The following is a 20,092-nucleotide window of genomic DNA, read 5'->3' on the forward strand; positions in this document are numbered from 1 at the left end:
ACCGTTTGAGAATTCGCTGGCGTGAGTCGGCTGGCGTGATCGTCGAGAACCGGAGCGGAGTGGACTTGAGTCCGTGAGCACCGGAAGCGCAGACGGTCGCGTCAGGCGACCACGCCAGTAGAATTCGCGAGCGGTCTCAGGCCAGGGGCTGCGGCTCCAGGCCCGCATCCGGCTCGTCGCGCTTGCGGCCGCGGCCGGCGCTCGGCACGGCGGAGCCACGCGGCGCGGACGGCGTGTCGTCGAGGTCGCGCGACGGCCGCTTGCCGGCGATCAGGTCGCGGATCTCGTCGCCGGTCAGGGTCTCGAACTCGAGCAGCGCCTCGGCCACCTGGACGAACTCGTCATGATGGTCCTTGAGGATCTTCGTGGCGTCCAGATAGCCCTGATGGACCAGCTTGCGGACCTCGCTGTCGATTTTCTGGGCCGTCGCTTCCGAGACATTCTGCTGCCGGCCCATCGACATGCCGAGGAAGACCTCTTCCTGGTTGTCGCCATAGGCCACGAGGCCGAGCTCGTCGGAATAGCCCATCTGGGTGACCATGGCCTTGGCCATCTTGGTCGCCTGCTGGATGTCGCCGGTGGCGCCCGAGGTGATGTTCTCCTTGCCGAAGGTGATCTCCTCCGCGACGCGGCCGCCCATGGCGACGGCGAGCTGCGAGGTGAACTCCTTGAACTTCATCGAGTAGCGGTCGCCCTCCGGCAGGAACTTGACCATGCCGAGCGCACGGCCGCGCGGGATGATCGTCGCCTTGTGGACCGGGATGCCGGCGGGAACATAGAGCCCGACGATCGCATGACCGGCCTCGTGATAGGCGGTCAGCTTCTTCTCCTCCTCGGACATCGCCATGGATTTGCGCTCGGCGCCCATCATGACCTTGTCCTTGGCATCCTCGAACTCGGCATGGGTGACCATGCGCTTGCCGCGGCGGGCCGCGAGCAGGGCCGCCTCGTTGACGAGGTTCATCAGGTCGGCGCCGGAAAATCCTGGCGTGCCGCGGGCGAGAATCTTGAGATCGACATCCGGCGCCATCGGCACCTTGCGGACATGGACGCGCAGGATCTTCTCGCGGCCGGCGACGTCCGGATTGGGCACGACGATCTGGCGGTCGAAGCGGCCGGGACGCAGCAGCGCCGGATCGAGCACGTCGGGACGGTTCGTGGCGGCGATGATGATCACGCCCTCGTTGGCCTCGAACCCGTCCATCTCGACGAGGAGCTGGTTCAGGGTCTGCTCGCGCTCGTCATTGCCGCCGCCGAGGCCGGCGCCGCGATGGCGGCCGACAGCGTCGATCTCGTCGATGAAGATGATGCAGGGCGCATTCTTCTTGGCCTGCTCGAACATGTCGCGGACGCGGCTGGCGCCGACGCCGACGAACATCTCGACGAAGTCCGAACCCGAAATGGTGAAGAACGGCACGTTGGCCTCGCCGGCGACGGCGCGCGCCGTCAGCGTCTTGCCGGTGCCCGGAGGGCCGACCAGCAGCACGCCGCGCGGAATGCGGCCGCCGAGGCGCTGGAACTTCTGCGGATCGCGCAGGAACTCGACGATCTCCTGCAGGTCCTCCTTGGCCTCGTCGATGCCCGCGACATCCTCGAAGGTGACGCGGCCATGCGCCTCGGTCAGGAGCTTGGCCTTGGACTTGCCGAAGCCCATCGCCCGGCCCGCGCCGTTCTGCATCTGCCGGGACATGAAGATCCACAGGCCGATGAAGATGACGAAGGGCAGCGAATTGACGAGCAGCGCCATGAACCATGGCGTGCCTTCCGACGGAGCGCGGGCCGAAACCTGCACGCCCTTCTGCGCCAGCGTCTTCAGCAGCGCCGGATCGCCATAGGGCGCATAGGTCACGAAGGCGCGACCGTCCGAGAATGTGCCCGAAATCTCCTGGCCGGCGACCACGACGTTGGAAATCCGGCCGGCTTCCGACTCGTTGATGAGCTGGCTGTAGGGGATCTCGTTGGTGCTGGCGCGCTGGCTCGGGCTCTGGAACAGCGTGACGAGCGCCAGGACCAGCAGGAAGATCACCACCCAGAGGGCGAAATTGCGGAAATTCGGATTCATTCTCTGTCCGATCGGGCCGCCCGGTCCAACCGGAGAAGGCCAAGGGTTTCAGGCGTTAATCTAGGGGCGGCCAGGGCCGTTGCCAAGGGAACAGCGCAGGATAACCATGCTCATCGCGACGCAGGGTGAACGCCGCGCCTGCGCGCCGGCTCCGGCGCGAGCCTCAGGATGCCATCGACGCCGAGCGTCAGAACATATCCCGATAATGTCCGGGTCAAGGCCGCGCCACGGCGAACGGCCTCCAGCAAGGCGAAAACACAGGCCTCGAGTCGCTCGAGCCGCGGCAGGTCATCGCTCGCCGCGCCCGCGCGCTCCAGCGCCCGCGAGACGACGCGCAGGACGATCTCCTCGGGCTGCCCGGCGAGATCGCCGAAGCGCAGCCTGGTCGTGCCGGCACCCTCGCCGGCAAGCAGGATCGCAGGGAGCAGTTCGGCGGCCCTGTGCTCGATGGCCGCGTCAACGCGCGCCAGGCGCTCCGCCAGCGCGGCGAGGCGCTCGGCATCCAGCCCCTCCTCCGCCAGCGCCGGCATCAGCGCCCGCCAGCGCGCTCTGCCGAAACGCAGATCGGCATTGCTGGGATCGCTCGCGAAGGCCAGGCCGCGGGCCTTTGCCGTCGCGGTCAGCCGCGACTTCGGAACCGCGAGCAAGGGGCGCGCCAGCATGACGTCCCGCTTGCGCACCCGCGACCGCATCCCGGCAAGCCCGGTCGGACCGGAGCCACGCGCCATCCGCATCAGCATTGTCTCGGCCTGGTCGTCCAGCGTGTGCGCCGTCACCAATGTCGCGCCACCGAGTTTCAGCGCATGCGCCGCCAGGAGGTCATAGCGCGCCTCGCGCGCCTGCTTCTGGATGCCGGCGGCGGGCTTGGGGCCCAGCCAATGCAGGATCGCATGCGGGACGGCCAGGGCTGCGCAAAGCCGGGCGACGGCTTCGGCCTCGGCATGTGAGCCTTCCCGAAGGCCATGATCGACGATGGCGGCGTGCAGGGCAGGCCGGCCGGGCTGATGGGCCCAATCGGACAGCAAGGCCAGAAGCGCGATCGAATCCGGGCCGCCCGAGACGGCGACGAGGAGGCCCCGCTCCGCGGCCAGTCCGGCGAAGAGCGCATCTGCCTCGTCCGCCGAGACCGGCGCTGGCTCTGGAATGCTGACGGCTGGCGCGTTCAAGCGCAGCGGGCGCGGCGGCGCTCGCGCTCGACGCCCTGCCGGACGGCGTTCGAGGCCGAGGGGTAATCCTGGCCGAGCTTGGCGTAGGTGGCGCAGGCCTGATCGCGCGCGCCCAGGCCGTTCAGCGACATGCCGAGCTTGAGCATGCTGTCGGGCGCCTTGCCGGCGCGCGGGAAGTCGCGCGAGATCTTCAGGAACTGCTCGGCCGCCTCGCGATAGCGCTGGCGCTGGAAATAGCTCTCGCCCAGCCAGAAGGTCGCGTCGGCGGCGAGTCGGTCGCGCGGATAGCTTTGCAGGAACTGCCGGAAGCCCATTTCGGCCTGCTCGTATTCCTTGCGCAGGACATAGGCATAGGCGGTGTCATAGGCCTCGCGCGCGCTGGGTGCAGCGCCGGTCGCGGCGACGCTCGGCCCGCTGCGCGGACCGCCTGACGGCAAGGCGCCTTGCGGCACCTGCCGGCCGACGCCCTGAAGGTCGAGCGGCCCCTGGCCGCCGGAGAACTCGTCCTCGATGATGCCCTCGACGCCGCCGCCCAGGGAGCGTGGCGCGCCCGCGGCCCTGGGATCCGCGGAGGGGTCGAAGGCATCGCCTCGGCGCTGACGGCCGGGCTGCGTCTGAGGCTGGCCGCCACCCGCCGGCGGCAGGGCCGTCGTCCCGGGCGCGGCATTGCTAGGGCGCGGCGCGGTGCCGCCACCACCGCGTTCGTTCAGCCTGAAATCGACATCCTCCTGGAACTTGCGCAGCTGCTCGGTCAGCCTGCGGTTCTCGAACTGGAGCTGCTCGATCTGGCCGGACAGCTGCCGGACCTGATTCTCGAGGCGCCCCGTGCGAACGGTGAGCTCGGCCGCATCCTGCGCGGCCGCCGGCATCGCGGCGGTCGCGAGCAGGCCGACGGCGCAAGCCGCCAACAGCCACGAACGAAAAGACATAGTATAGCGAACCATCATTATAACCGACTTGCTCCCGGCATGAGGCGTTATCACACGCTGTCACCACGGCCAAAATATGAAAAGGCCGGCGCTTCCGTACGGAAAGCGCCGGCCTCGGCAGATTTCAGGAGCCGGAGCCTCAGACGCCGCCGGCGCCGTCGAGCACCGTCACGCCGCGGCGGTTCTGCGACCAGCACGAGATGTCGTTGCAGACCGCGACCGGGCGCTCCTTGCCATAGGAGACGACGCGCATGCGGTTGCCCTGGATGCCGCGCGAGGTCAGGTAGTCGCGCACGGTCTGGGCGCGCCGGGCGCTGAGCGAGAAATTGTACTCGCGGGTGCCGCGCTCGTCGGCATGGCCTTCGATCGTGAAGGTGTAGCGCGGATAGCGCGAGAGCCAGCCCGACTGCTTGTCGAGCGTCGCGACCGCGGTCTGGGTCAGATCGGTCGAATCCGTCTCGAAAAAGACGCGGTCGCCGACATTGACGACGAAATCCTGGGCGCTGCCTGGGGTCGCCGCGCCGCCGGCGCCGAAGCCGCCCTCGGCGGTCTGGTCCTTGGCGCAGGCGCCGAGCGCGAGCGTGGCTGCGATGGCGATGGCGAAACGCGCGGTGCGCGGGCTGGCGAGCGAAGCAAGCAGCATGTCTGTTCTCCGGGCGGGTCTAAAGGCGGGTCCGCAATCAGGAAGCGGTGAAACTCCGCCCCATCAATGATGTGTCAACCTAAACGAGACCTTGCCAAAACAAGGCGAAGTGGCGGCATTGCGGCGCATGGTTAACCAATTGCGACGAAAGGCAGCATTCCGGCCGGTGTTGCGCCGTTGCATCAGCGGCCGGTGGTCAGCAGGGGCGACCATGTCGGGTCCGAGGCGAAGGCCGGCGTCGGCACCGGCACCTCGACGCGCCCGGTGATGTCGACCATGTAAAGCTTGCCGCCCGATTGGCCGCCGGGATCCCGGAAGAACATGATGTACTGGCCGTTCGGCGCCCAGTTCGGCGCCTCGTTGTGGAATCCTTCGGTCAGGATGCGCTCGCCCGAGCCGTCCGGCCGCATCACGCCGATGGCGAAGCCGCCGCCGCCCTGCCGGGTGAAGGCAATCAGGTCGCCGCGCGGCGACCAGGACGGCTGCGAATAGGAGCCTTGCCCGAAGGAGATGCGCCTGCCTTCGCCGCCGCCCGCACCCATGACGTAGAGTTGCTGCGAGCCGCCCCGGTCACTCTCGAACGCCATCTGCGTCCCGTCGGGCGAAAAGGAGGGCGAGGTGTCGATCGCGGCCGTCGAGGTCAGCCGCGTCGTGGTGCGCGAGCCGATATCCATCGTGTAGAGATTGGCGTTGCCGCCCTGCTGCAGGCTGAGCGCGATCTTGGCGCCGTTCGGCGAGAAGCGCGGGCTCGAGGTCATGTCCGGGAAATTGCCGACGATCTGGCGCTGGCCGGTCTCGATGTTGAGCACATGGACGCGCGGCTGTTCGCCCGAGCGCTGCGCCATATAGGTGACTTCCTGCGCCACGGGAGAATAGCGCGGCGTCACCACCGAGACCTCGCCGCTGGTCAGGTAGCGCACATTGGCGCCGTCCTGGTCCATGATGGCGAGACGCTTGCGCCGATGCTCCTTCGGGCCGGATTCGTCGACGAAGACGACGCGGGTGTCGAAGAAGCCGCCGACGCCGGTGATCTTGGTATAGATCGCGTCCGAGATGATATGGCCGACGCGTCGGTTGTTGTTCGGGTCGGTGTAATATTGCTGGCCGTCGGTCTGCTCGCCGGTGACGACGTCCCAGAGACGGAACTCGGCCCGCAGTCGCCCGCCCTCGCGTGCGACGCGCCCGACCACCAGCCCCTGCACGCCGGCGGCCTTCCAGGCCTCGAATTGCGGGGCCGCGTCGAAAGGCGGGCTCCGGTCGGGAAACCGCGCCTTGTCGATCGGCAGGAAATAGCCCGAGCGCTTGAGATTGTTGGTGATGACGCCGGAGACCAGCACGCCGCCCTCGCCGGCAAAATCGGCGACCGCGATCGGCATCGGCTGGAACGTGCCCTTGCGCAGGTCGATCACCAGTTCGGCGCGCGCAGCGGCTGGAACCAGCAGCGGCAGGGCCAGTGCCGAACCGCCGAGTGTCAGGGCGCCGCGGCGCGTCAGGCCCGTACGGGCTCCAGCGGCGGCATCGATCTTGGGGGTGCGATGGATGAGGGTCACAATACGTCCCTTGCGTCGAAATTGACGACGACGTCGCGCCAGTCGTCATAATATGCGGCGAATTGCGCGGGAATGCGCAAAGGCGAGCAGCGTCGCGTCGCGGTGAGAGCCGAATCGGCCGCGACCCGGAAAAGCGGGTCGGACGAGGAGTTGATCACGCCGGGCTGGCCCGCCAGCGAACCGTCATTGTTCAGCTTCATGCGCACCGAGGGCACGACCGCGCCCTTCGCATTGGCGAGGCCGATCGGCACGTTCCAGCATTTCAGGAGCTGGTCCTGGATGATGCCGACGAGCTGGGCGCGCAGCGACGGGCTGAGCTTCTGGGCCGAGCCGCGCTCGGTGCCGAGCGAGGCGGTGCGGTTCACCTGAGGCGCGGACGCTCCCGAGGAGCGGGCGGGCTCCTTCGACTGCAGCAGCTTGGCGATGTCGTTGGCGTTGAAGTTCTTGGCGATCTCGGCCTCGCGCTTGGCCTTGGCCTCCGCTTCGGCCTTGGCCTTGGCGGCAGCGGCGACCTTGGCCTTGGCATCGGCTTCCGCCTTGGCCTTGGCGATGGCTTCGGCCTTTTCCTTCGCGGCCTGCTCTGCCTCGGCCTTGGCCTGCGCTTCCGCCTTGGCCTTGGCCTTCGCCGCGGCTTCGGCGCGCGCCTGCGCCTCGGCTTCGGACTTTTCCTTGGCCGCCGCCTTGGCCTCTTCCTCAGCCTGCTTCGCCTTGGAGGCGAGCTCGGCCTCCGCGGCCAGCCTGGCGAGCTCCTCGCGGCGCAGATCGGGCTTCGCCTCGGCCGGGGCCTGCGCGCTCTGCACGGGCTTGGCCGGCTCGGGCGGCTTCGGCTCGGGCGGCTGCAGCGCCGGCCGGGCCGGCGGCATCGGCGCCGAGGCGTTGTCGTCGGCCGTCTTCAACTCGGCGGGCCGCGTCGGCGGCGCCGGCGTGTCCTGCTTCTCCTCGCCCTCTTCCTTGCGCTCGACGACCTCGGACTGGCGCTCGGCCCGCTGGACCGGCTGCTCCTGCACCTTCTCGGCCTTGCGCTCGCCGCGCGTGACCTGGTTCAGGGCGCTCGGATCGACGATCTCGACGGCGATGGCCTCCTCGTTCTCCGGCAGGGGCGTAGGCGACGAAAACGCCAGCAGCCCCGCGACGAGAAACGTCACGTGGCCCAGCGCTGATACCGCCATTCCCGGTTCGGAGGTGGAAAGCTTCACGCCTCGATGCCCTTGCCTACCAATCGCTTCAGCGCGTGGCCGGCTCTGTCACGAGCGCGACACGCTTGAAGCCCGCCGAGGTGATGGTCGACATCACCGAGGCGACCCGGCCGTAATCGACCTGCCGGTCGCCACGCACATAGATGCGCTCGTCGAAGCCCTGCTTGGCGATATTGTGCAGTTTCGTCACCAGATCCGGCTCCAGCGTCGCCTGATCCTGCAGGAAGATCTGGCCCTTGCCGTCGATCGCGATCGTGATCGGCTTCTGGTCGACATTGATCGGCTTGGCGCCGGTCTGCGGCAGGTCGATCGGCACGCCGGTCGCGATCAGTGGCGCCGCGACCATGAAGATGATCAGCAACACCAGCATGACGTCGATGAACGGCGTCATGTTGATCTCGGCGATCGCGCCGTGACGGCGGCCGCGGCGACCCCGTCGTCCGCCGGATTTGCCGGCTGCTGCGGACATGCCCATGCCTCAGCTCCTCACGCCGCCAGCCGTTCGTCGATCTGCCGCGACAGGATCGCGGAGAACTCGTCGGCGAAGGCCTCGAGCCGGTTCTGCGCCCTGGCGACCTCGGCCTGCAGCTTGTTGTAGGCCATCAGCGCCGGAATCGCGGCGAACAGGCCGATCGCGGTGGCGAACAGTGCCTCGGCGATGCCGGGCGCAACCACGGCGAGCGAGGAATTCTTGGAGACCGCGATCGCGGTGAAGGAATGCATGATGCCCCAGACCGTGCCGAACAGGCCGATGAAGGGCGCGGCCGAGGCGATCGTCGAGAGCACCAGCAGCTTCGATTCGAGGCGCTCGGTCTCGCGCTGGATGGTGACGTCGAGCACCTTGTCGATGCGCTGCGACAGGCTGGCGACGGAGCGCCCGCCATTCTCGAAGGAGCGCTTCCACTCGCGCATCGCCGCGACGAAGACCGCGGCCATGTCGGCGACCGGCCGGCTCGCGAGGTCGCGATAGAGCTCCTCGAGCGAACGTCCCGACCAGAACACCTCCTCGAAGGCGTCCATGTCGCGCCGGGTGCGGCGGTAGAGCAAAGTCTTGTCGATGATGATCGCCCAGCACCAGATCGACGCGGCGATCAGGCCCATCATCACCAGTTTGACGACGATGTGCGCGTTCCAGAACAGCGTCCAGAACGACATATCGATCTGCGGCGCGACCTGCGCGACCTCGGCGGGGTTCATCCTGTCATCCTTCCGTCAGCCGGTCAGCGCGAACCTGGCGCTGCTGATCCATTCTCCCGCCGGCCAAACCGATGACCGCGGCCACGAATACCTCGCGCCACCATCGTTTTCGCGATCTGGGGAACATGCCGTTCCTGTCAATTGCTTTTGAATCCGGCGAAAGATGGGCGCATCCGGGGTTTTCTGCATCAACGACTCTTGCGCAATGAGTTAAGCACCCAGCAAGGTTAATGCGCGGTTGACGCTGTTTTACCGGCGGAATCGGGGCGATCGCTTCCAGGCCGCTTCAGTCTTATCGCTGCGTCCCGGACCCACCACGGCGCGCTTCGGCCGGCGGATGTGACCTTCCGGCAACATCCGCAAATGCAAACAGCCCGCCTCTTGCGAGGCGGGCTGCGATCGATTCGACTGATAGGATGGTCAGGCGCTGGGCGCGGGCTCCCCGCCATCCCGGCGCTGGGACATGAACTGGTCGAACTCGGCCTTGTCCTTGGCCATGCGCAGCTTGCCCAGGAAGTCCTGGAACTCGCGCTGCTCCTCTTCCAGCCGGCGCAGCGTCTCAGTGCGATACTCGTCGAAGGCGTGGTTGCCGCTCGACGGTCCACGGCCCCAGCCGCCACCGGAACCCCAGGGCTGGCCGCCGCCCATCCGCTCGCGCAGGCGTTCCATCTTGGACTGCAGCCGGGTCATCCGGTGCTCGTAGCGCTCATGTCCACAACCATGTCCCATACGTCCACTCCCGAACAGAAAGACCAGGGTCGCCAGACCCAGCGGCCACCAGACGATGAAGCCGAGCACCGCGAAGGCGAGCCAGGCCCCTTTTCCGTATTCATCAAGCTTGGCAACGATCGGCATCGATCCCTCTCGAAACTGAATGGCAATGACGACGATCATTGCCGGCCAACCCTCGGCCGGCTTATGCCGACCGTGTGAATGTAAATCACATTTACATATCTGGCCGTGCCTGCCAATCCTTTCAAGACGGCGGCCGCAAATTTTCTCCGCAAATTTCCGCCCAGGCCTCAGCCGGCCTTGTCGTGCGGCAGTCCCAGGCCCTTGAGATAGATCAGCATCCCGGCCTCGAGCAGATCCGCCGCCGACATCGGCAAGCTGCGCCGGCCGCCATCGGCCCGGCCGAACAGCGCCGCGACGCCATGCGACATCGCCCAGATATGCAGCGCCATCATCAGGGCCGGCGGGCGCTTCGATTGCGGCAGATCGGCGATCAGCGTCTCGGCGGCGTGGCGCAGCGACTGGAAAGAGCGGTCGGCAGCCGCGCGCAATTCCGGGCTCGCATCGAGCGGCACCCCGGCCTCGAACATCGCCGAATAGAAGGCGGGCTCGTCATGGGCGAAGGCGAGATAGGCCCGGCCCAGTCGATGGAACGCCGTCTCGGCATCCGGCTTGCCGCTGTCCCAGGCCTTGGCCAGCGCCGCCTCGAAGGCGGCGAAGCCGCGGGCCGCGACATCGGCCAGGAGCTCGTCGCGGTCGCGGTAATGCCGGTAGGGCGCGGCCGGGCTGACGCCGGCCATGCGGGCCGCCTCGGCGAAGGTGAAGCCGTTCGGCCCCTTCTCGCCGATCAGGCCGAGCGCGGCGCGCACCAGGGCTTCCTTGAGGTTGCCATGGTGGTAGCCGCGCGGCTGCCCGGGATTGTCGCGTTTCCAGCTCATGTTAAGGCCCCTAACATGGGCATGGATCAGCGTCGATGCCAGCGCGGTTCAGACGATCTCCAGCCCGAGTCGCCGACGCAGCGTGTCGGGGATGCGGCGCGCCCGGCCGCCGCCGACGCAGGCGACCATGACCGCCGCCGTGATCAGCACCTCCTCGCCGCGCAGCACGCGCTGGGCGATGTCCATGGTCGCGCCGCGCGCCGCGGTCGCCACGGTCTCGACCGTCAGCATGTCGTCCATCACCGCGGGCTTCAGGAAATCGATCGTCATGCGGCGCACCGCGAAGCCGAGCGCCGCATCACCGTCGAACAGCTCGCGCTGCTCGATGCCGAGCGCCCGAATCAATTCGGTGCGGCCGCGCTCCATGAAGCGCAGATAGGAGGCGTGATAGACCACGCCGGAAAAATCGGTGTCTTCGTAATAGACGCGGACGGGCAAATGATGGGCGGCGCTCATGACGCTCTTTCGCTGCGATCGTTCCGCGTCCTTTAGCCTTGTCCGGCCGGAGGGAACAACCGCAGCGTCGTGCCCGGGCCGGACTACACGCCGCCCATGCCGACCGCTTTTATCTCGACAATGGTCCCGCCCGGCTTTGCCGATGACCAAATGCCGCGCAGTCGCAAAGGCCGCGCAGGGGAACGAAGCCCGGCCCGGCCGGTTGCCCTTTCGACGTTCAACGCTGGAAGGAGATTCTCATGGCGCAATCGAACAAAGCCCTTGACCGGTTGCTCGACACCGCCGAGCGCGACCTCGTCGCCGCGACCCGGGGCGAGGCGCTGGGCAAGGCGAGCGACAGCGCGTTGCGCGACCTCGCCGCCAAGCTGCGCGAGCGGCGTGACCGGGCCCGCGGCATCGCCCGTCAGCAGAAGCGCGAGATGCGCGGCAAGGCGGCTCCGCAAGGCGCCAAGCCGGCCTCGGACAATCTCGGCACCAAGGCGAAGGGCGATGCGCTGACCGCCGCGCTGAAGCGGGTCGGTGCGGAGCGGACGCGCCGGGAGGAAAAGCAGCGCGCCCCAAGCCAGCGCTCGCTCGCGCGAAAGGCGCTGGCGCTGAAGCAGCGCGAGACGGCGCAAACGAAGCCGCCCAGGAGCCGGACCGCGAAGGAGGGCATGGCCAATGTGCCGACGGAGAGAGGCGGCAAGTCCGGCGCGCTCGACCATGCCGGCGCGCGGCCGGCGATGCAGCGCGCGAAATTCGCGCGTCGCTGAGGCTCAGCGCTGGCAGGGCTTCTTCATGAAGGAACCGCATTCATAGGGCTGCGACAGCGCCTCCCGGACCGCGTAGTCCTTGCCCTCGACACGGTTGACGATGTCGTCGATCCGCCAGCTTCCGCCCTCCTCGACCATGCGGAAGCGCACGCTCACCCGCTGCCTGAAGCTCAGGAAGCTGGCGGTCACCAGCGCCCGGCCCGCGGCCGGCGCCTCCGTCACCACGACGCGCAGGCTTTTCACCTCACCGTCCTGGCCACTGATGAACGGATCGGCGCCGAGATGGCCGATCTCGCCGCTCTCGTCCTGATAGAGGTCGTCGCGCGCGAACAGCGCGGCGAGGTCCTTGCTCATCAGCCTGTCGCGATGCGGCGGCTGCCAGGGCGGCGGCGCGGCCTTGGGGCCCGTGCTCGCGAGGCTGCGGATCGTGGCGGCATAGGCGGCCTTGACCGTCGCATCCGGGCCGGCTTCCGCCGCCTGCAACACGCCCGCTGAAAACACCAGCCATCCTGCCGCCGCCAACAGGGTCGGCGCATCCCGCCAGATCGATCGGGCCCAGATGGTGATTCGCATGCTCGCATCCCCGTCAGCGCGGAGAACCCGCTGCGGCATGAAAGACATGAACAGCTCTCGCCCGCATCCTCCGAATGCAGGAGGCCTCAGATCGGGTTTGCCCGCTTCACTCCTCGTCCTCGTCCGCGAACAGCCCGAACTGCGAGCTGTCCCGGCTCGGTTCCGGCATGCCGAGATGGCGGAAGGCGTGCGGCGTCAGCAGGCGGCCGCGCGGCGTGCGCTGGATGAAGCCCTGCTGCAGCAGGAAGGGCTCGATGATCTCCTCGATCGCATCGCGCGGTTCCGACAGCGAGGCGGCGATCGTCTCGATCCCGACCGGCCCGCCGCCGAAATTGATCGCCACCGTGGTGAGATAACGCCGGTCCATCTGGTCGAGGCCGATCGCGTCGACATCGAGCAGGCCGAGGGCCTTGTCGGCGACGGCACGCGTCACCTGCGGGTCGCCATCGACGATGGCGAAGTCGCGCACCCGCCGCAGCAGGCGCCCGGCGATGCGCGGCGTCCCCCGCGACCGGCGCGCGATCTCGTTGGCGCCGTCCTCGGACATGGCGACGCCGAGCACCCGCGCCCCGCGCGCGACGATGCCCTGCAGCTCCTCGACCGTGTAGAATTGCAGCCGGATCGGAATGCCGAACCGGTCGCGCAGCGGCGTGGTCAGCAGCCCGGCCCGCGTCGTCGCGCCGACCAGCGTGAACTTGGGCAGGTCGATCTTGACCGAGCGCGCCGCCGGCCCCTCGCCGATGATCAGGTCGAGCTGGTAATCCTCCATCGCCGGGTAGAGGATCTCCTCCACCGCCGGGTTGAGCCGGTGGATCTCGTCGATGAAGAGCACGTCGCGCTCCTCGAGATTGGTGAGCTGCGCCGCCAGGTCGCCGGCCTTGGCGATGACCGGCCCCGAGGTCGAGCGGAAATTGACGCCGAGCTCGCGCGCCACGATCTGCGCCAGCGTCGTCTTGCCCAAGCCCGGAGGCCCGACGAAGAGGACATGGTCGAGCGCATCGCCGCGGGTGCGGGCCGCATTGATGAAGACCTGCAGATTGGCGCGCGCCGCCGCCTGGCCGGTGAAATCGGCGAGCGAAAGCGGCCGCAGCGAGGTCTCGCTGTCGTCGTCGCGGCGTTCGCCGGTCACGAGACGGCGCGGCTCACTCACAATGCGATCTCCAGTTCGAGCGCGTCGCGCACGGGGATGTCCTGATAGCCCGTCTTGATGATGGTCGGGACCACGGAGCGATAGGCGTCGATGGCCTCGACATAAAGCCCCGAAAAGCGGAAGCCGCATTTCTGATAGAAGCCGAGCCCCGGCATGTTGTCGTTGGTCAGCATGGCCCGCAGCCTGACCGCGCCTTTCGCCCTGGCCGCCGACTTGACCGCTTCGAGCAGCTCTATGGCCGCGCCCTGGCCCGGCCTCAGCGCATGCAGCGCGCAGAGCAGCGCCGTGTCGCCGCGCATCGTCCAGCTCGCCAGCGCCACGGTCTCGCCGCTTGCCGTGTACAAGCCGAGCGCGTCGATCTCGGCGCAGTCATAGGTGTGGATTCCGATCATCATCCTGTGCGAGCCCCAGGCCCGCATCATCACCGCCAGCAGCTCGGATTTATCCTCGACCTCGCGCAGGATGAGTTCATCCACCACCTTCACTTCGCCAGCTCCTTCAGCCCCAGCTTGATGAGCTGCGCCGTGCCGGCCCCCTCTCCCGCCTCCCTCGCCGCTGCTGCCACGGCCGCCACGGCCTGCGCCTGGGGATAGCCGAGATTGCTCAGCGCCGAGACCGCGTCCGCCACCGGCTGCGGCAGCTTGCGGTCCTCCAGCGCGCCGGCGAGCTGCGCCACGCCGGGGTCGATATGGCCGAAGGCCGGCGCCTTGTCCTTGAGCTCGGCGCAGAGCCGCTGCGCCAGCTTGGGCCCGACGCCGGGCGCACGCGCTACCGCCGCCTTGTCGTTGGTCGCGATCGCGGTGGCCAGCGCGCCGGGCTCCAGCGTCGACAGGATGGCGAGCGCCACCTTGGCGCCGACGCCCTGCACCACCTGCATCAGCCGGAACCAGTCGCGCTCATTGTCGGAGAGGAAGCCGTAGAGCCGGATCGCATCCTCGCGGACATGGGTCTCGATCGCGAGCGCCGCCGCCTCGCCGGGCTTCGGCAGCCGCTGCAAGGTCCGCGCCGAGCATTGCACGACATAGCCGACGCCCTGCACGTCGAGGATGACATGATCCTCGCCATAGGAATCGATCAGCCCTTTGAGCTTGCCGATCATCGTCCTCGCCGCCCCGTCATGCCCAACCCGTAGCCGGTCACGAGACCGCCCGCATCTGCGCCGCCAGCGTCCTGATGCCGCGGTGCTGCGCGTGGCAGATCGCGACCGCCAGCGCATCTGCCGCGTCGGCACTCTTCGCCTCCGCCTTCGGCAGCAGCACCCGGATCATCGCCTGCACCTGCTTCTTGTCGGCATGGCCGACGCCGACCACCGTCTTCTTGACCAGGTTGGCGGCATATTCGCCGACGCTGAGGCCAGCGATCGCCGGCACCACCAGCGCGATGCCGCGCGCCTGGCCGAGCTTCAGCGCCGATTGCGGATCGCGGTTGACGAAGGTCTCCTCGACCGCCGCCTCGTCCGGCGCGAAGGACGCGATCACCCCGGCGATGCCCTCGTGCAACTGCATCAGCCGCTCGGCCAGCGGGCGCTTCTCGTCGCTCTCGATGCAGCCGCAGGCGACGAAGGAGAGCTTCGTGCCCTCGCTGACGACGATGCCCCAGCCGGTCTTCCTCAAACCGGGATCGAGACCGAGGATGCGAATCGGGATGGTCATGGTTTGTACCCTAACCTGTGGGCAGGATTTGTCCTCATCGCCCGACCGATGTCCCCCGCTCATCGATGCCATCACAACAACGGGGGTTGATCGCATTGCGTCTTTCCCGTTGGTGAGGAGATTATTCTCCGCCCGACTGGTTCGATGGCCGACATCCTCGCCCTGCTCTTCCCCGGCCTGACTGCATCAAGCATCGCCACGCTGCTCGGCGCCACCCTGCTCGGCGGGCTGGTGCGCGGCTTCACCGGCTTCGGCTTCGCCATGGTCTTCATGCCACTGGCGAGCCTGGTGCTCGGCCCGGTCGCGGCGCTCGGGCTGATCTGGGTGATCGACCTGCCCTTCGCGCTGCCGATCGCCGCCCGCTCGGCCAAGCGCGCCGAGTGGAGCGAAGTCATCCCCCTGCTGATTGCGGCCACAGTGACCCTGCCGCTCGGGCTCTGGCTGCTGACCTGGCTCGAACCGAGGACCATGCGCTGGATCGTCGCCCTGCTCGTCCTGGCCGCCGTCAGCCTGATGGCCTCGGGCTGGCGCTATCACGGCAAGCCCGGCCTGCCGCTCTCGCTCGGCGTCGGCGCGCTCTCGGGCCTGTTCAACGGGCTCTCCAGCATCGGCGGCATGCCGCTGGCGGTGTTCTGGCTCGGGGCCCAGCGCAACGATCGGCACAAGGCCCGCGCCAACCTGCAGACCTATTTCGGCTTGTCGACGGTCGTCAGCGGCACATTGCTCTGGCTGAAGAGCATCATCACCGCGGCCTCGCTCATGATGGCGCTGCCGCTTTTCGCGATCTACGGGGCTGGCCTCTGGGTCGGCACCCACGCCTTCCGGATCGCCTCCGAGCAGACCTTCCGCCGGATCGCCTATCTGGTGATTTTCCTCAGCGCCCTGATCAGCCTGCCGCTCTGGGATGGGTTGCTGGGGAGATAAGCCGTCATACCCGGGCGGAGCGCAGCGCAGGCCCGAGAATCTCGCAAACGCCAAGGCTCCCACCGTCCGGAGATGCTCGGGTCAAGCCCGAGCATGACGGCGGACACACCGCCACGCTCCGCCCGGGAATGACGCTTGAAACTCAGGCGCTCAGCTTCGCCATCACCTCGTCGGCGATCTCGAAATTGGCGAAGACGTTCTGCACGTCGTCGTCATTGTCGAGCGCCTCCATCAGCCGCATCATCGAGGCGGCCTTGTCCTCGTCGAGGGGCGCGGTCGTGGTCGGGCGCCAGACCGGCTTGGCCGAGGCCGGCGCGCCGAGCGCGGCCTCCAGCGCCTTCGAGACTTCGTTGAGCGAATCGAAGGCGCACAGGATGACATGGCCGTTCTCGTCGCTGATCACGTCGTCGGCGCCGGCCTCGATCGCCGCCTCCATCACCGTGTCGGCATCGCCGGCCTCCGGCGGATAGCTGACCTCGCCGACCCGGTTGAACATGAACGAGACCGAGTTGCTCTCGCCCATCGCGCCGCCGGACTTGGTGAAATAGGAGCGTACGGCAGACGCGGTGCGGTTGCGGTTGTCGGTCAGCGCCTCGACGATGACGGCGGCTCCGCCCGGGCCGTAGCCCTCGTAGCGAACCTCGTCATAATTCTCGCCCTCACCGCCGATCGCCTTCTTGATCGCCCGCTCGATATTGTCCTTCGGCATGTTTTCCGCGCGCGCCGCGAGCACCGCCATGCGCAGGCGCGGATTCATGTTCGGGTCGGGCATGCCCATCTTGGCGGCGACGGTGATTTCGCGGGCCAGTTTCGAGAACAGCTTGGAGCGCACCGCGTCCTGCTTGCCCTTGCGGTGCATGATGTTCTTGAACTGGGAATGCCCGGCCATGGGTTTCAGCCTCTATTGCCGCTGTCGACAGGTTTCCGGCGGGCTGGAACCATCCCGGCCGGTGAAGCGGCCTTATAGGCGCGCCCTTTGCCGGCAGGCAAGCCGCGGACAACCGCGCGCCGCCGTCCGCCTGTTAAGCCATTCTTTGCCGAAACGCTTCAGATTGTGCCGACCGAGACCGCGCTGATCGCCTGCCCTTCCGAATTCCGTTTCCCGTTGAGTTCCATGACGACCGTGTCCCCTATAGGCATCGCGCAGCAGGACGTGCGCTTTCGCGCGTTTCAGATTGGCCCCGCCGACCTTGCGCTGTTGCACCGGCTTTCGGACTTCGCCAGCACCCGGCTGCCGGCGCTGCTCGAGGAGCTGCATGGCGAGTTCGACGCCTGGCCCGAGACCGGCCGGGCCTTGCGCACCCCCGAGGTCCACGAATTGCGGCTGGCCCACTGGGTCAGGCTCGCCTCGGGACAGATCGATGACGGCTTCGTCGAATCCGCGCATCGCCTGGCCGCCGCCTTCTATCGCCATGGCGTCCCGGTCTATGCAGTCGCGATCTGCCACGCCATCGTCTCCAACCAGATCGGCAAGGAACTCGGGCTCGACCGCGCCGGCCTGCAGAAGCTCAACGGCTTCTGGCAGCGCAAGCGCTTCATGCGCAGCATCGCGATGCGCGCCGCCCTGAACAAGGCGGTCCAGTTCGACCTCGAGCTGCTGCTGGAAACCTATGCCGATGTACAGCGCCAGAACCGGGCGCGCCGGAGCAAGGAGCTCGAGGCCTTCGAGGTCACTGTGCGCGGTGTCGTCGAGACCGTGAGCACCGGCGCCGACAAGGTCGAGATCATGGCCCGCGCCGTGAGCGGCGTGGTCCAGGACACGGGCACCCAGGCGGTCGTCGCCGCCCAGGCATCGGACGAGGCTTCGCTCAACGTGCAGCATGTCGCCAGTGCCACCGAGGAGCTCTCGATCTCGCTCAACGACGTGTCCTCCGAGATTTCACGCGCGGCAAACATGGCCCATGACGCCAATGCCGCGGCGCTCAAGACCGACATCATCGTCAAGAGCCTGGCCCATTCGGCCGAGACGATCGGCTCCGTGGTCGAGATGATCAAGACGATCGCGGCGCAGACCAACATGCTCGCGCTCAACGCCACGATCGAGGCCGCGCGCGCCGGCGAGAGCGGGCGCGGCTTTGCCGTCGTCGCCAACGAGGTCAAACAGCTTTCGGCGCGGACCGCGCAAGCGACCGACGAGATCGCCGCCCAGGTCCCGGCGATGCAGGCGGCGACCCGCGAGGCGGTTTCGGCGATCGAGAGCATCGTCGCCTTCGTCACCCAGATGGACCGGACGACGGTGATGATCGCCGGCTCGATCGACGAGCAGCGCGCCGCGACGCAGGAGATCGCCCGCAGCGTCAATCTCGCCGCGCTCGGCACCCAGGAAGTCGCTCAGGCTGTCAGCGGCGTCAGCGACATGGCGCAGACGGCCGGCAGCAATGTCGCCGACGTCCTCAGCGTCGCGGAAGCGCTGGCGAAACAGGCCGCCTCGCTGACCACGGCCTTCGCCAGTCTGGCGAAGCAGAGCCGCGCCGCCTGACCCGCAGGCCGCTCAGCCGCGCTCCCAGGCCTCCGGCAGCGCCTCGCTGAGATGCGGCCCGACCCTGACCGCCCAGACCGCGCTGGCGAGCCCGGTCGCGTCGTCGATCTCGACCGCGACGCCCGACAGCGTGCCGGGCCCGGTCGCCGGCTCCAGCCGCGCGCCCGGCGTCTTCTGCAGGAAGCGCCGCACCGGCTCCTCGCGATGCATGCCGAGGATCGAATCGTAGTCGCCGCACATGCCGGCATCGGACTGATAGGCCGTGCCGCCGGGCAGGATGCGGGTGTCCGAGGTCGGCGCATGGGTATGGGTGCCGACGACGAGGCTGGCGCGGCCGTCGAGGAAATAGGCCATCGCCTGCTTCTCGCTCGTCGCCTCGGCATGGACGTCGACGATCACCGCATCGGCAACCTCGCCGAGCGGGCAGGCCGAAAGCTCGCGCTCGACCGCGCCGAAGGGATCGTCGAGCGGGTCCATGAAGAGCCGGCCCATGACGTTGACGACAAGCACCCGCGCCCCGTTACGCGCCTCGATCACGGCCGCGCCGCGGCCGGGCGTGCCGGTTGGATAATTGGCGGGCCGGATCATACGCGGCTGGCGTTCGATGAAGACCAGCGCCTCGCGCTGGTCCCAGGAATGGTTGCCGAGCGTGACGACATCGGCGCCGGCCGCGATCAGCTCGTCGCAGATCGTCTCGGTGATGCCGAAGCCGCCCGCCGAATTCTCGCCGTTGATCACGACGCAATCGAGCTTCCAACGCTCGCGCAGGCCCGGCAGCTTTTCCTGCACCGCGACACGCCCGGGGCGGCCGACGACATCGCCGAGAAAGAGGAAACGCATGGCAAGGACCTGATGGGCGGGCTGCAAACGCCTTCACTGGCCCGAACCCGGCGATGAATCAACCGCAGCGGATCGTCTCGCGCTCGGTCACGATCCAGTCGAGCCTGCGATCATGCGGCTCGTCGGGCACTTCGGCGATCTCCTGTGCGCCATAGCCGATGCCCACCGAGACCACCGGGCCGAGCTCGCTCAGCGCCCGGTCGTAATAGCCCTTGCCATAGCCGATGCGATAGCCGCGCCGGTCGAAGGCCGCGAGCGGCACGATCAGCAGCCTCGGCTTCACCCCGGGCTGCTGCAGCTCGGGAACCAGCGTGCCGAAGCCGCCGGGCACGATCGGCTCCCACGGCGCCCAGCGCCGGAACAGCATGGCGCCGCGGACGATCGCGGGCAGGCAGAGCGGGATGCCGCGAGCGTGCAGGGCCTCCAGGATCGGCCGCGGATCGGCCTCCGAGCGCATCGGCCAATAGGCCGAGACCGGGCCGGGACCGTCGAGCGCCGGCAGCGCCAGCGCGCGTGTGACGATCGCCTGGTCCCATTCCAGCCGCTCGTCGAGGTCGAGGCCGTCGCGGCGCTCCAGCGCCTGCGCTCGCAGCTCGCTCTTGATGCGGGAGGCGGCGGTCGAAAGATCAGGTTTCATGAAGAGTGCGGAGCCACCATGGCCGTGGAATTTTCGATCCCGGGACACCTACTGAGTAGGTGGGCGCCATATGTCCGGGTCCAGGGACCCGGTCAGGGACAGCTCCCGAGGAGATCGTATGGGCCCGGGAATACATATTCTCACGCACCGGGCAGCCCCGCCAGAGCTATGTAAGACGGGCGCCGACAAAGCGCCAGTGGGATTGCGACCACCCCG

General features: G+C 68.1%; 22 protein-coding genes and 1 other RNA gene. 3 read left to right on the forward strand and 20 right to left on the reverse strand.

Translation table 11 applies throughout. The annotated features are described in order from the left end of the window. Positions 1-136: 136 nt before the first annotated feature. From ftsH to ybgC, 11 genes are all read right to left on the reverse strand, one after another. A complete protein-coding gene (gene ftsH, locus ACTIF2_RS04680) occupies positions 137-2,062 on the reverse strand; it encodes an ATP-dependent zinc metalloprotease FtsH (protein WP_439495877.1) in 1,926 nt (641 codons plus the stop codon). Positions 2,063-2,172: 110 nt separating this feature from the next. Continuing rightward, positions 2,173-3,228 (reverse strand): tRNA lysidine(34) synthetase TilS, encoded by a 1,056-nt coding sequence (gene tilS, locus ACTIF2_RS04685; protein WP_439495878.1) that lies wholly within the window; start codon positions 3,226-3,228, stop codon positions 2,173-2,175. Further along, positions 3,225-4,157, reverse strand: a complete 933-nt coding sequence (ybgF, locus tag ACTIF2_RS04690) for a tol-pal system protein YbgF (protein ID WP_439495879.1) — start codon at positions 4,155-4,157, stop codon at positions 3,225-3,227. The genes tilS and ybgF overlap by 4 nt, the downstream gene beginning before the upstream one ends. Positions 4,158-4,296: 139 nt before the next feature. Beyond that, complete coding sequence (gene pal / locus ACTIF2_RS04695; RefSeq protein WP_439495880.1) at positions 4,297-4,800, reverse strand: peptidoglycan-associated lipoprotein Pal; 504 nt, start codon at positions 4,798-4,800, stop codon at positions 4,297-4,299. 182 nt (positions 4,801-4,982) lie between these two features. After that, complete coding sequence (gene tolB, locus ACTIF2_RS04700) at positions 4,983-6,293, reverse strand: Tol-Pal system beta propeller repeat protein TolB (protein ID WP_439496069.1); 1,311 nt, start codon at positions 6,291-6,293, stop codon at positions 4,983-4,985. 53 nt (positions 6,294-6,346) lie between these two features. After that, positions 6,347-7,495, reverse strand: a complete 1,149-nt coding sequence (gene tolA / locus ACTIF2_RS04705) for a cell envelope integrity protein TolA (RefSeq protein ID WP_439495881.1) — start codon at positions 7,493-7,495, stop codon at positions 6,347-6,349. Between the two features lie 79 nt (positions 7,496-7,574). Next, positions 7,575-8,021: a protein TolR gene (gene tolR / locus ACTIF2_RS04710; RefSeq protein ID WP_439495882.1), complete on the reverse strand. Its 447-nt coding sequence runs from the start codon at positions 8,019-8,021 to the stop codon at positions 7,575-7,577. Positions 8,022-8,032: 11 nt separating this feature from the next. Continuing rightward, the gene (gene tolQ, locus ACTIF2_RS04715; protein ID WP_439495883.1) at positions 8,033-8,743 is read right to left on the reverse strand and encodes a protein TolQ; all 711 of its coding nucleotides are present in this window, start codon (positions 8,741-8,743) and stop codon (positions 8,033-8,035) included. A 420-nt stretch (positions 8,744-9,163) separates the two neighbouring features. Next, a complete protein-coding gene (locus ACTIF2_RS04720; protein ID WP_439495884.1) occupies positions 9,164-9,637 on the reverse strand; it encodes a DUF2852 domain-containing protein in 474 nt (157 codons plus the stop codon). Between the two features lie 128 nt (positions 9,638-9,765). Then, positions 9,766-10,413 carry a TetR/AcrR family transcriptional regulator gene (locus ACTIF2_RS04725; RefSeq protein ID WP_439495885.1) on the reverse strand — a complete coding sequence of 216 codons (648 nt, stop codon included), beginning with the start codon at positions 10,411-10,413 and terminating at the stop codon, positions 9,766-9,768. Between the two features lie 48 nt (positions 10,414-10,461). Continuing rightward, positions 10,462-10,869 (reverse strand): tol-pal system-associated acyl-CoA thioesterase, encoded by a 408-nt coding sequence (gene ybgC, locus ACTIF2_RS04730; RefSeq protein ID WP_439495886.1) that lies wholly within the window; start codon positions 10,867-10,869, stop codon positions 10,462-10,464. A 239-nt stretch (positions 10,870-11,108) separates the two neighbouring features. On the opposite strand from ybgC, the gene ACTIF2_RS04735 reads away from it, so the two are divergent. After that, entirely contained in the window at positions 11,109-11,621 is a 513-nt protein-coding gene (locus ACTIF2_RS04735) for a hypothetical protein (RefSeq protein ID WP_439495887.1), read from the forward strand. A gap of 3 nt (positions 11,622-11,624) precedes the next feature. Here ACTIF2_RS04735 and ACTIF2_RS04740 read toward each other — a convergent pair whose 3' ends face one another. From ACTIF2_RS04740 to ruvC, 5 genes are all read right to left on the reverse strand, one after another. Further along, entirely contained in the window at positions 11,625-12,194 is a 570-nt protein-coding gene (locus tag ACTIF2_RS04740) for a DUF3828 domain-containing protein (RefSeq protein ID WP_439495888.1), read from the reverse strand. Between the two features lie 106 nt (positions 12,195-12,300). Next, positions 12,301-13,344: a Holliday junction branch migration DNA helicase RuvB gene (gene ruvB / locus ACTIF2_RS04745; RefSeq protein ID WP_439495889.1), complete on the reverse strand. Its 1,044-nt coding sequence runs from the start codon at positions 13,342-13,344 to the stop codon at positions 12,301-12,303. Further along, complete coding sequence (locus ACTIF2_RS04750; RefSeq protein ID WP_439495890.1) at positions 13,341-13,829, reverse strand: GNAT family N-acetyltransferase; 489 nt, start codon at positions 13,827-13,829, stop codon at positions 13,341-13,343. Before ACTIF2_RS04750 ends, ruvB begins: the two co-directional genes overlap by 4 nt. Then, on the reverse strand, positions 13,826-14,443 hold the full coding sequence (gene ruvA, locus ACTIF2_RS04755) for a Holliday junction branch migration protein RuvA (protein WP_439495891.1): 618 nt from the start codon (positions 14,441-14,443) through the stop codon (positions 13,826-13,828). Before ruvA ends, ACTIF2_RS04750 begins: the two co-directional genes overlap by 4 nt. Positions 14,444-14,480: 37 nt before the next feature. Next, entirely contained in the window at positions 14,481-14,996 is a 516-nt protein-coding gene (gene ruvC / locus ACTIF2_RS04760; RefSeq protein ID WP_439495892.1) for a crossover junction endodeoxyribonuclease RuvC, read from the reverse strand. Positions 14,997-15,140: 144 nt separating this feature from the next. On the opposite strand from ruvC, the gene ACTIF2_RS04765 reads away from it, so the two are divergent. Beyond that, positions 15,141-15,920, forward strand: coding sequence for a sulfite exporter TauE/SafE family protein (locus ACTIF2_RS04765; protein WP_439495893.1), 780 nt, complete (start codon positions 15,141-15,143; stop codon positions 15,918-15,920). 142 nt (positions 15,921-16,062) lie between these two features. Here ACTIF2_RS04765 and ACTIF2_RS04770 read toward each other — a convergent pair whose 3' ends face one another. Next, positions 16,063-16,809 (reverse strand): YebC/PmpR family DNA-binding transcriptional regulator, encoded by a 747-nt coding sequence (locus ACTIF2_RS04770; RefSeq protein ID WP_439495894.1) that lies wholly within the window; start codon positions 16,807-16,809, stop codon positions 16,063-16,065. 225 nt (positions 16,810-17,034) lie between these two features. On the opposite strand from ACTIF2_RS04770, the gene ACTIF2_RS04775 reads away from it, so the two are divergent. Further along, on the forward strand, positions 17,035-18,399 hold the full coding sequence (locus ACTIF2_RS04775) for a methyl-accepting chemotaxis protein (RefSeq protein WP_439495895.1): 1,365 nt from the start codon (positions 17,035-17,037) through the stop codon (positions 18,397-18,399). Positions 18,400-18,411: 12 nt separating this feature from the next. Here ACTIF2_RS04775 and ACTIF2_RS04780 read toward each other — a convergent pair whose 3' ends face one another. The 3 genes from ACTIF2_RS04780 to ssrS all read right to left on the reverse strand — a co-directional run bounded on the left by ACTIF2_RS04780 (position 18,412) and on the right by ssrS (position 20,037). Beyond that, on the reverse strand, positions 18,412-19,239 hold the full coding sequence (locus tag ACTIF2_RS04780; protein WP_439495896.1) for a TIGR00282 family metallophosphoesterase: 828 nt from the start codon (positions 19,237-19,239) through the stop codon (positions 18,412-18,414). Between the two features lie 58 nt (positions 19,240-19,297). After that, positions 19,298-19,876: a 5-formyltetrahydrofolate cyclo-ligase gene (locus ACTIF2_RS04785; protein WP_439495897.1), complete on the reverse strand. Its 579-nt coding sequence runs from the start codon at positions 19,874-19,876 to the stop codon at positions 19,298-19,300. Between the two features lie 6 nt (positions 19,877-19,882). Then, positions 19,883-20,037: non-coding RNA, 6S RNA (gene ssrS / locus ACTIF2_RS04790), on the reverse strand. Positions 20,038-20,092 lie beyond the last annotated feature (55 nt).

The organism is Allobosea sp. (assembly GCF_051860145.1).
GTDB lineage: Bacteria > Pseudomonadota > Alphaproteobacteria > Rhizobiales > Beijerinckiaceae > Allobosea.

Coding starts and splice junctions, on each gene's coding strand:
- ACTIF2_RS04725 (WP_439495885.1), bottom strand. CDS start 10,413: ATGAGCTGGAAACGCGACAATCCCGGGCAGCCGCGCGGCTACCACCAT.
- pal (WP_439495880.1), bottom strand. CDS start 4,800: ATGCTGCTTGCTTCGCTCGCCAGCCCGCGCACCGCGCGTTTCGCCATC.
- ftsH (WP_439495877.1), bottom strand. CDS start 2,062: ATGAATCCGAATTTCCGCAATTTCGCCCTCTGGGTGGTGATCTTCCTG.
- ybgF (WP_439495879.1), bottom strand. CDS start 4,157: ATGTCTTTTCGTTCGTGGCTGTTGGCGGCTTGCGCCGTCGGCCTGCTC.
- tolQ (WP_439495883.1), bottom strand. CDS start 8,743: ATGAACCCCGCCGAGGTCGCGCAGGTCGCGCCGCAGATCGATATGTCG.
- ruvC (WP_439495892.1), bottom strand. CDS start 14,996: ATGACCATCCCGATTCGCATCCTCGGTCTCGATCCCGGTTTGAGGAAG.
- ACTIF2_RS04770 (WP_439495894.1), bottom strand. CDS start 16,809: ATGGCCGGGCATTCCCAGTTCAAGAACATCATGCACCGCAAGGGCAAG.
- ruvA (WP_439495891.1), bottom strand. CDS start 14,443: ATGATCGGCAAGCTCAAAGGGCTGATCGATTCCTATGGCGAGGATCAT.
- tolR (WP_439495882.1), bottom strand. CDS start 8,021: ATGGGCATGTCCGCAGCAGCCGGCAAATCCGGCGGACGACGGGGTCGC.
- ybgC (WP_439495886.1), bottom strand. CDS start 10,869: ATGAGCGCCGCCCATCATTTGCCCGTCCGCGTCTATTACGAAGACACC.
- ACTIF2_RS04785 (WP_439495897.1), bottom strand. CDS start 19,876: ATGAAACCTGATCTTTCGACCGCCGCCTCCCGCATCAAGAGCGAGCTG.
- ACTIF2_RS04735 (WP_439495887.1), top strand. CDS start 11,109: ATGGCGCAATCGAACAAAGCCCTTGACCGGTTGCTCGACACCGCCGAG.
- ACTIF2_RS04775 (WP_439495895.1), top strand. CDS start 17,035: ATGACGACCGTGTCCCCTATAGGCATCGCGCAGCAGGACGTGCGCTTT.
- ACTIF2_RS04720 (WP_439495884.1), bottom strand. CDS start 9,637: ATGATCGTCGTCATTGCCATTCAGTTTCGAGAGGGATCGATGCCGATC.
- ACTIF2_RS04740 (WP_439495888.1), bottom strand. CDS start 12,194: ATGCGAATCACCATCTGGGCCCGATCGATCTGGCGGGATGCGCCGACC.
- ACTIF2_RS04780 (WP_439495896.1), bottom strand. CDS start 19,239: ATGCGTTTCCTCTTTCTCGGCGATGTCGTCGGCCGCCCCGGGCGTGTC.
- ACTIF2_RS04765 (WP_439495893.1), top strand. CDS start 15,141: ATGGCCGACATCCTCGCCCTGCTCTTCCCCGGCCTGACTGCATCAAGC.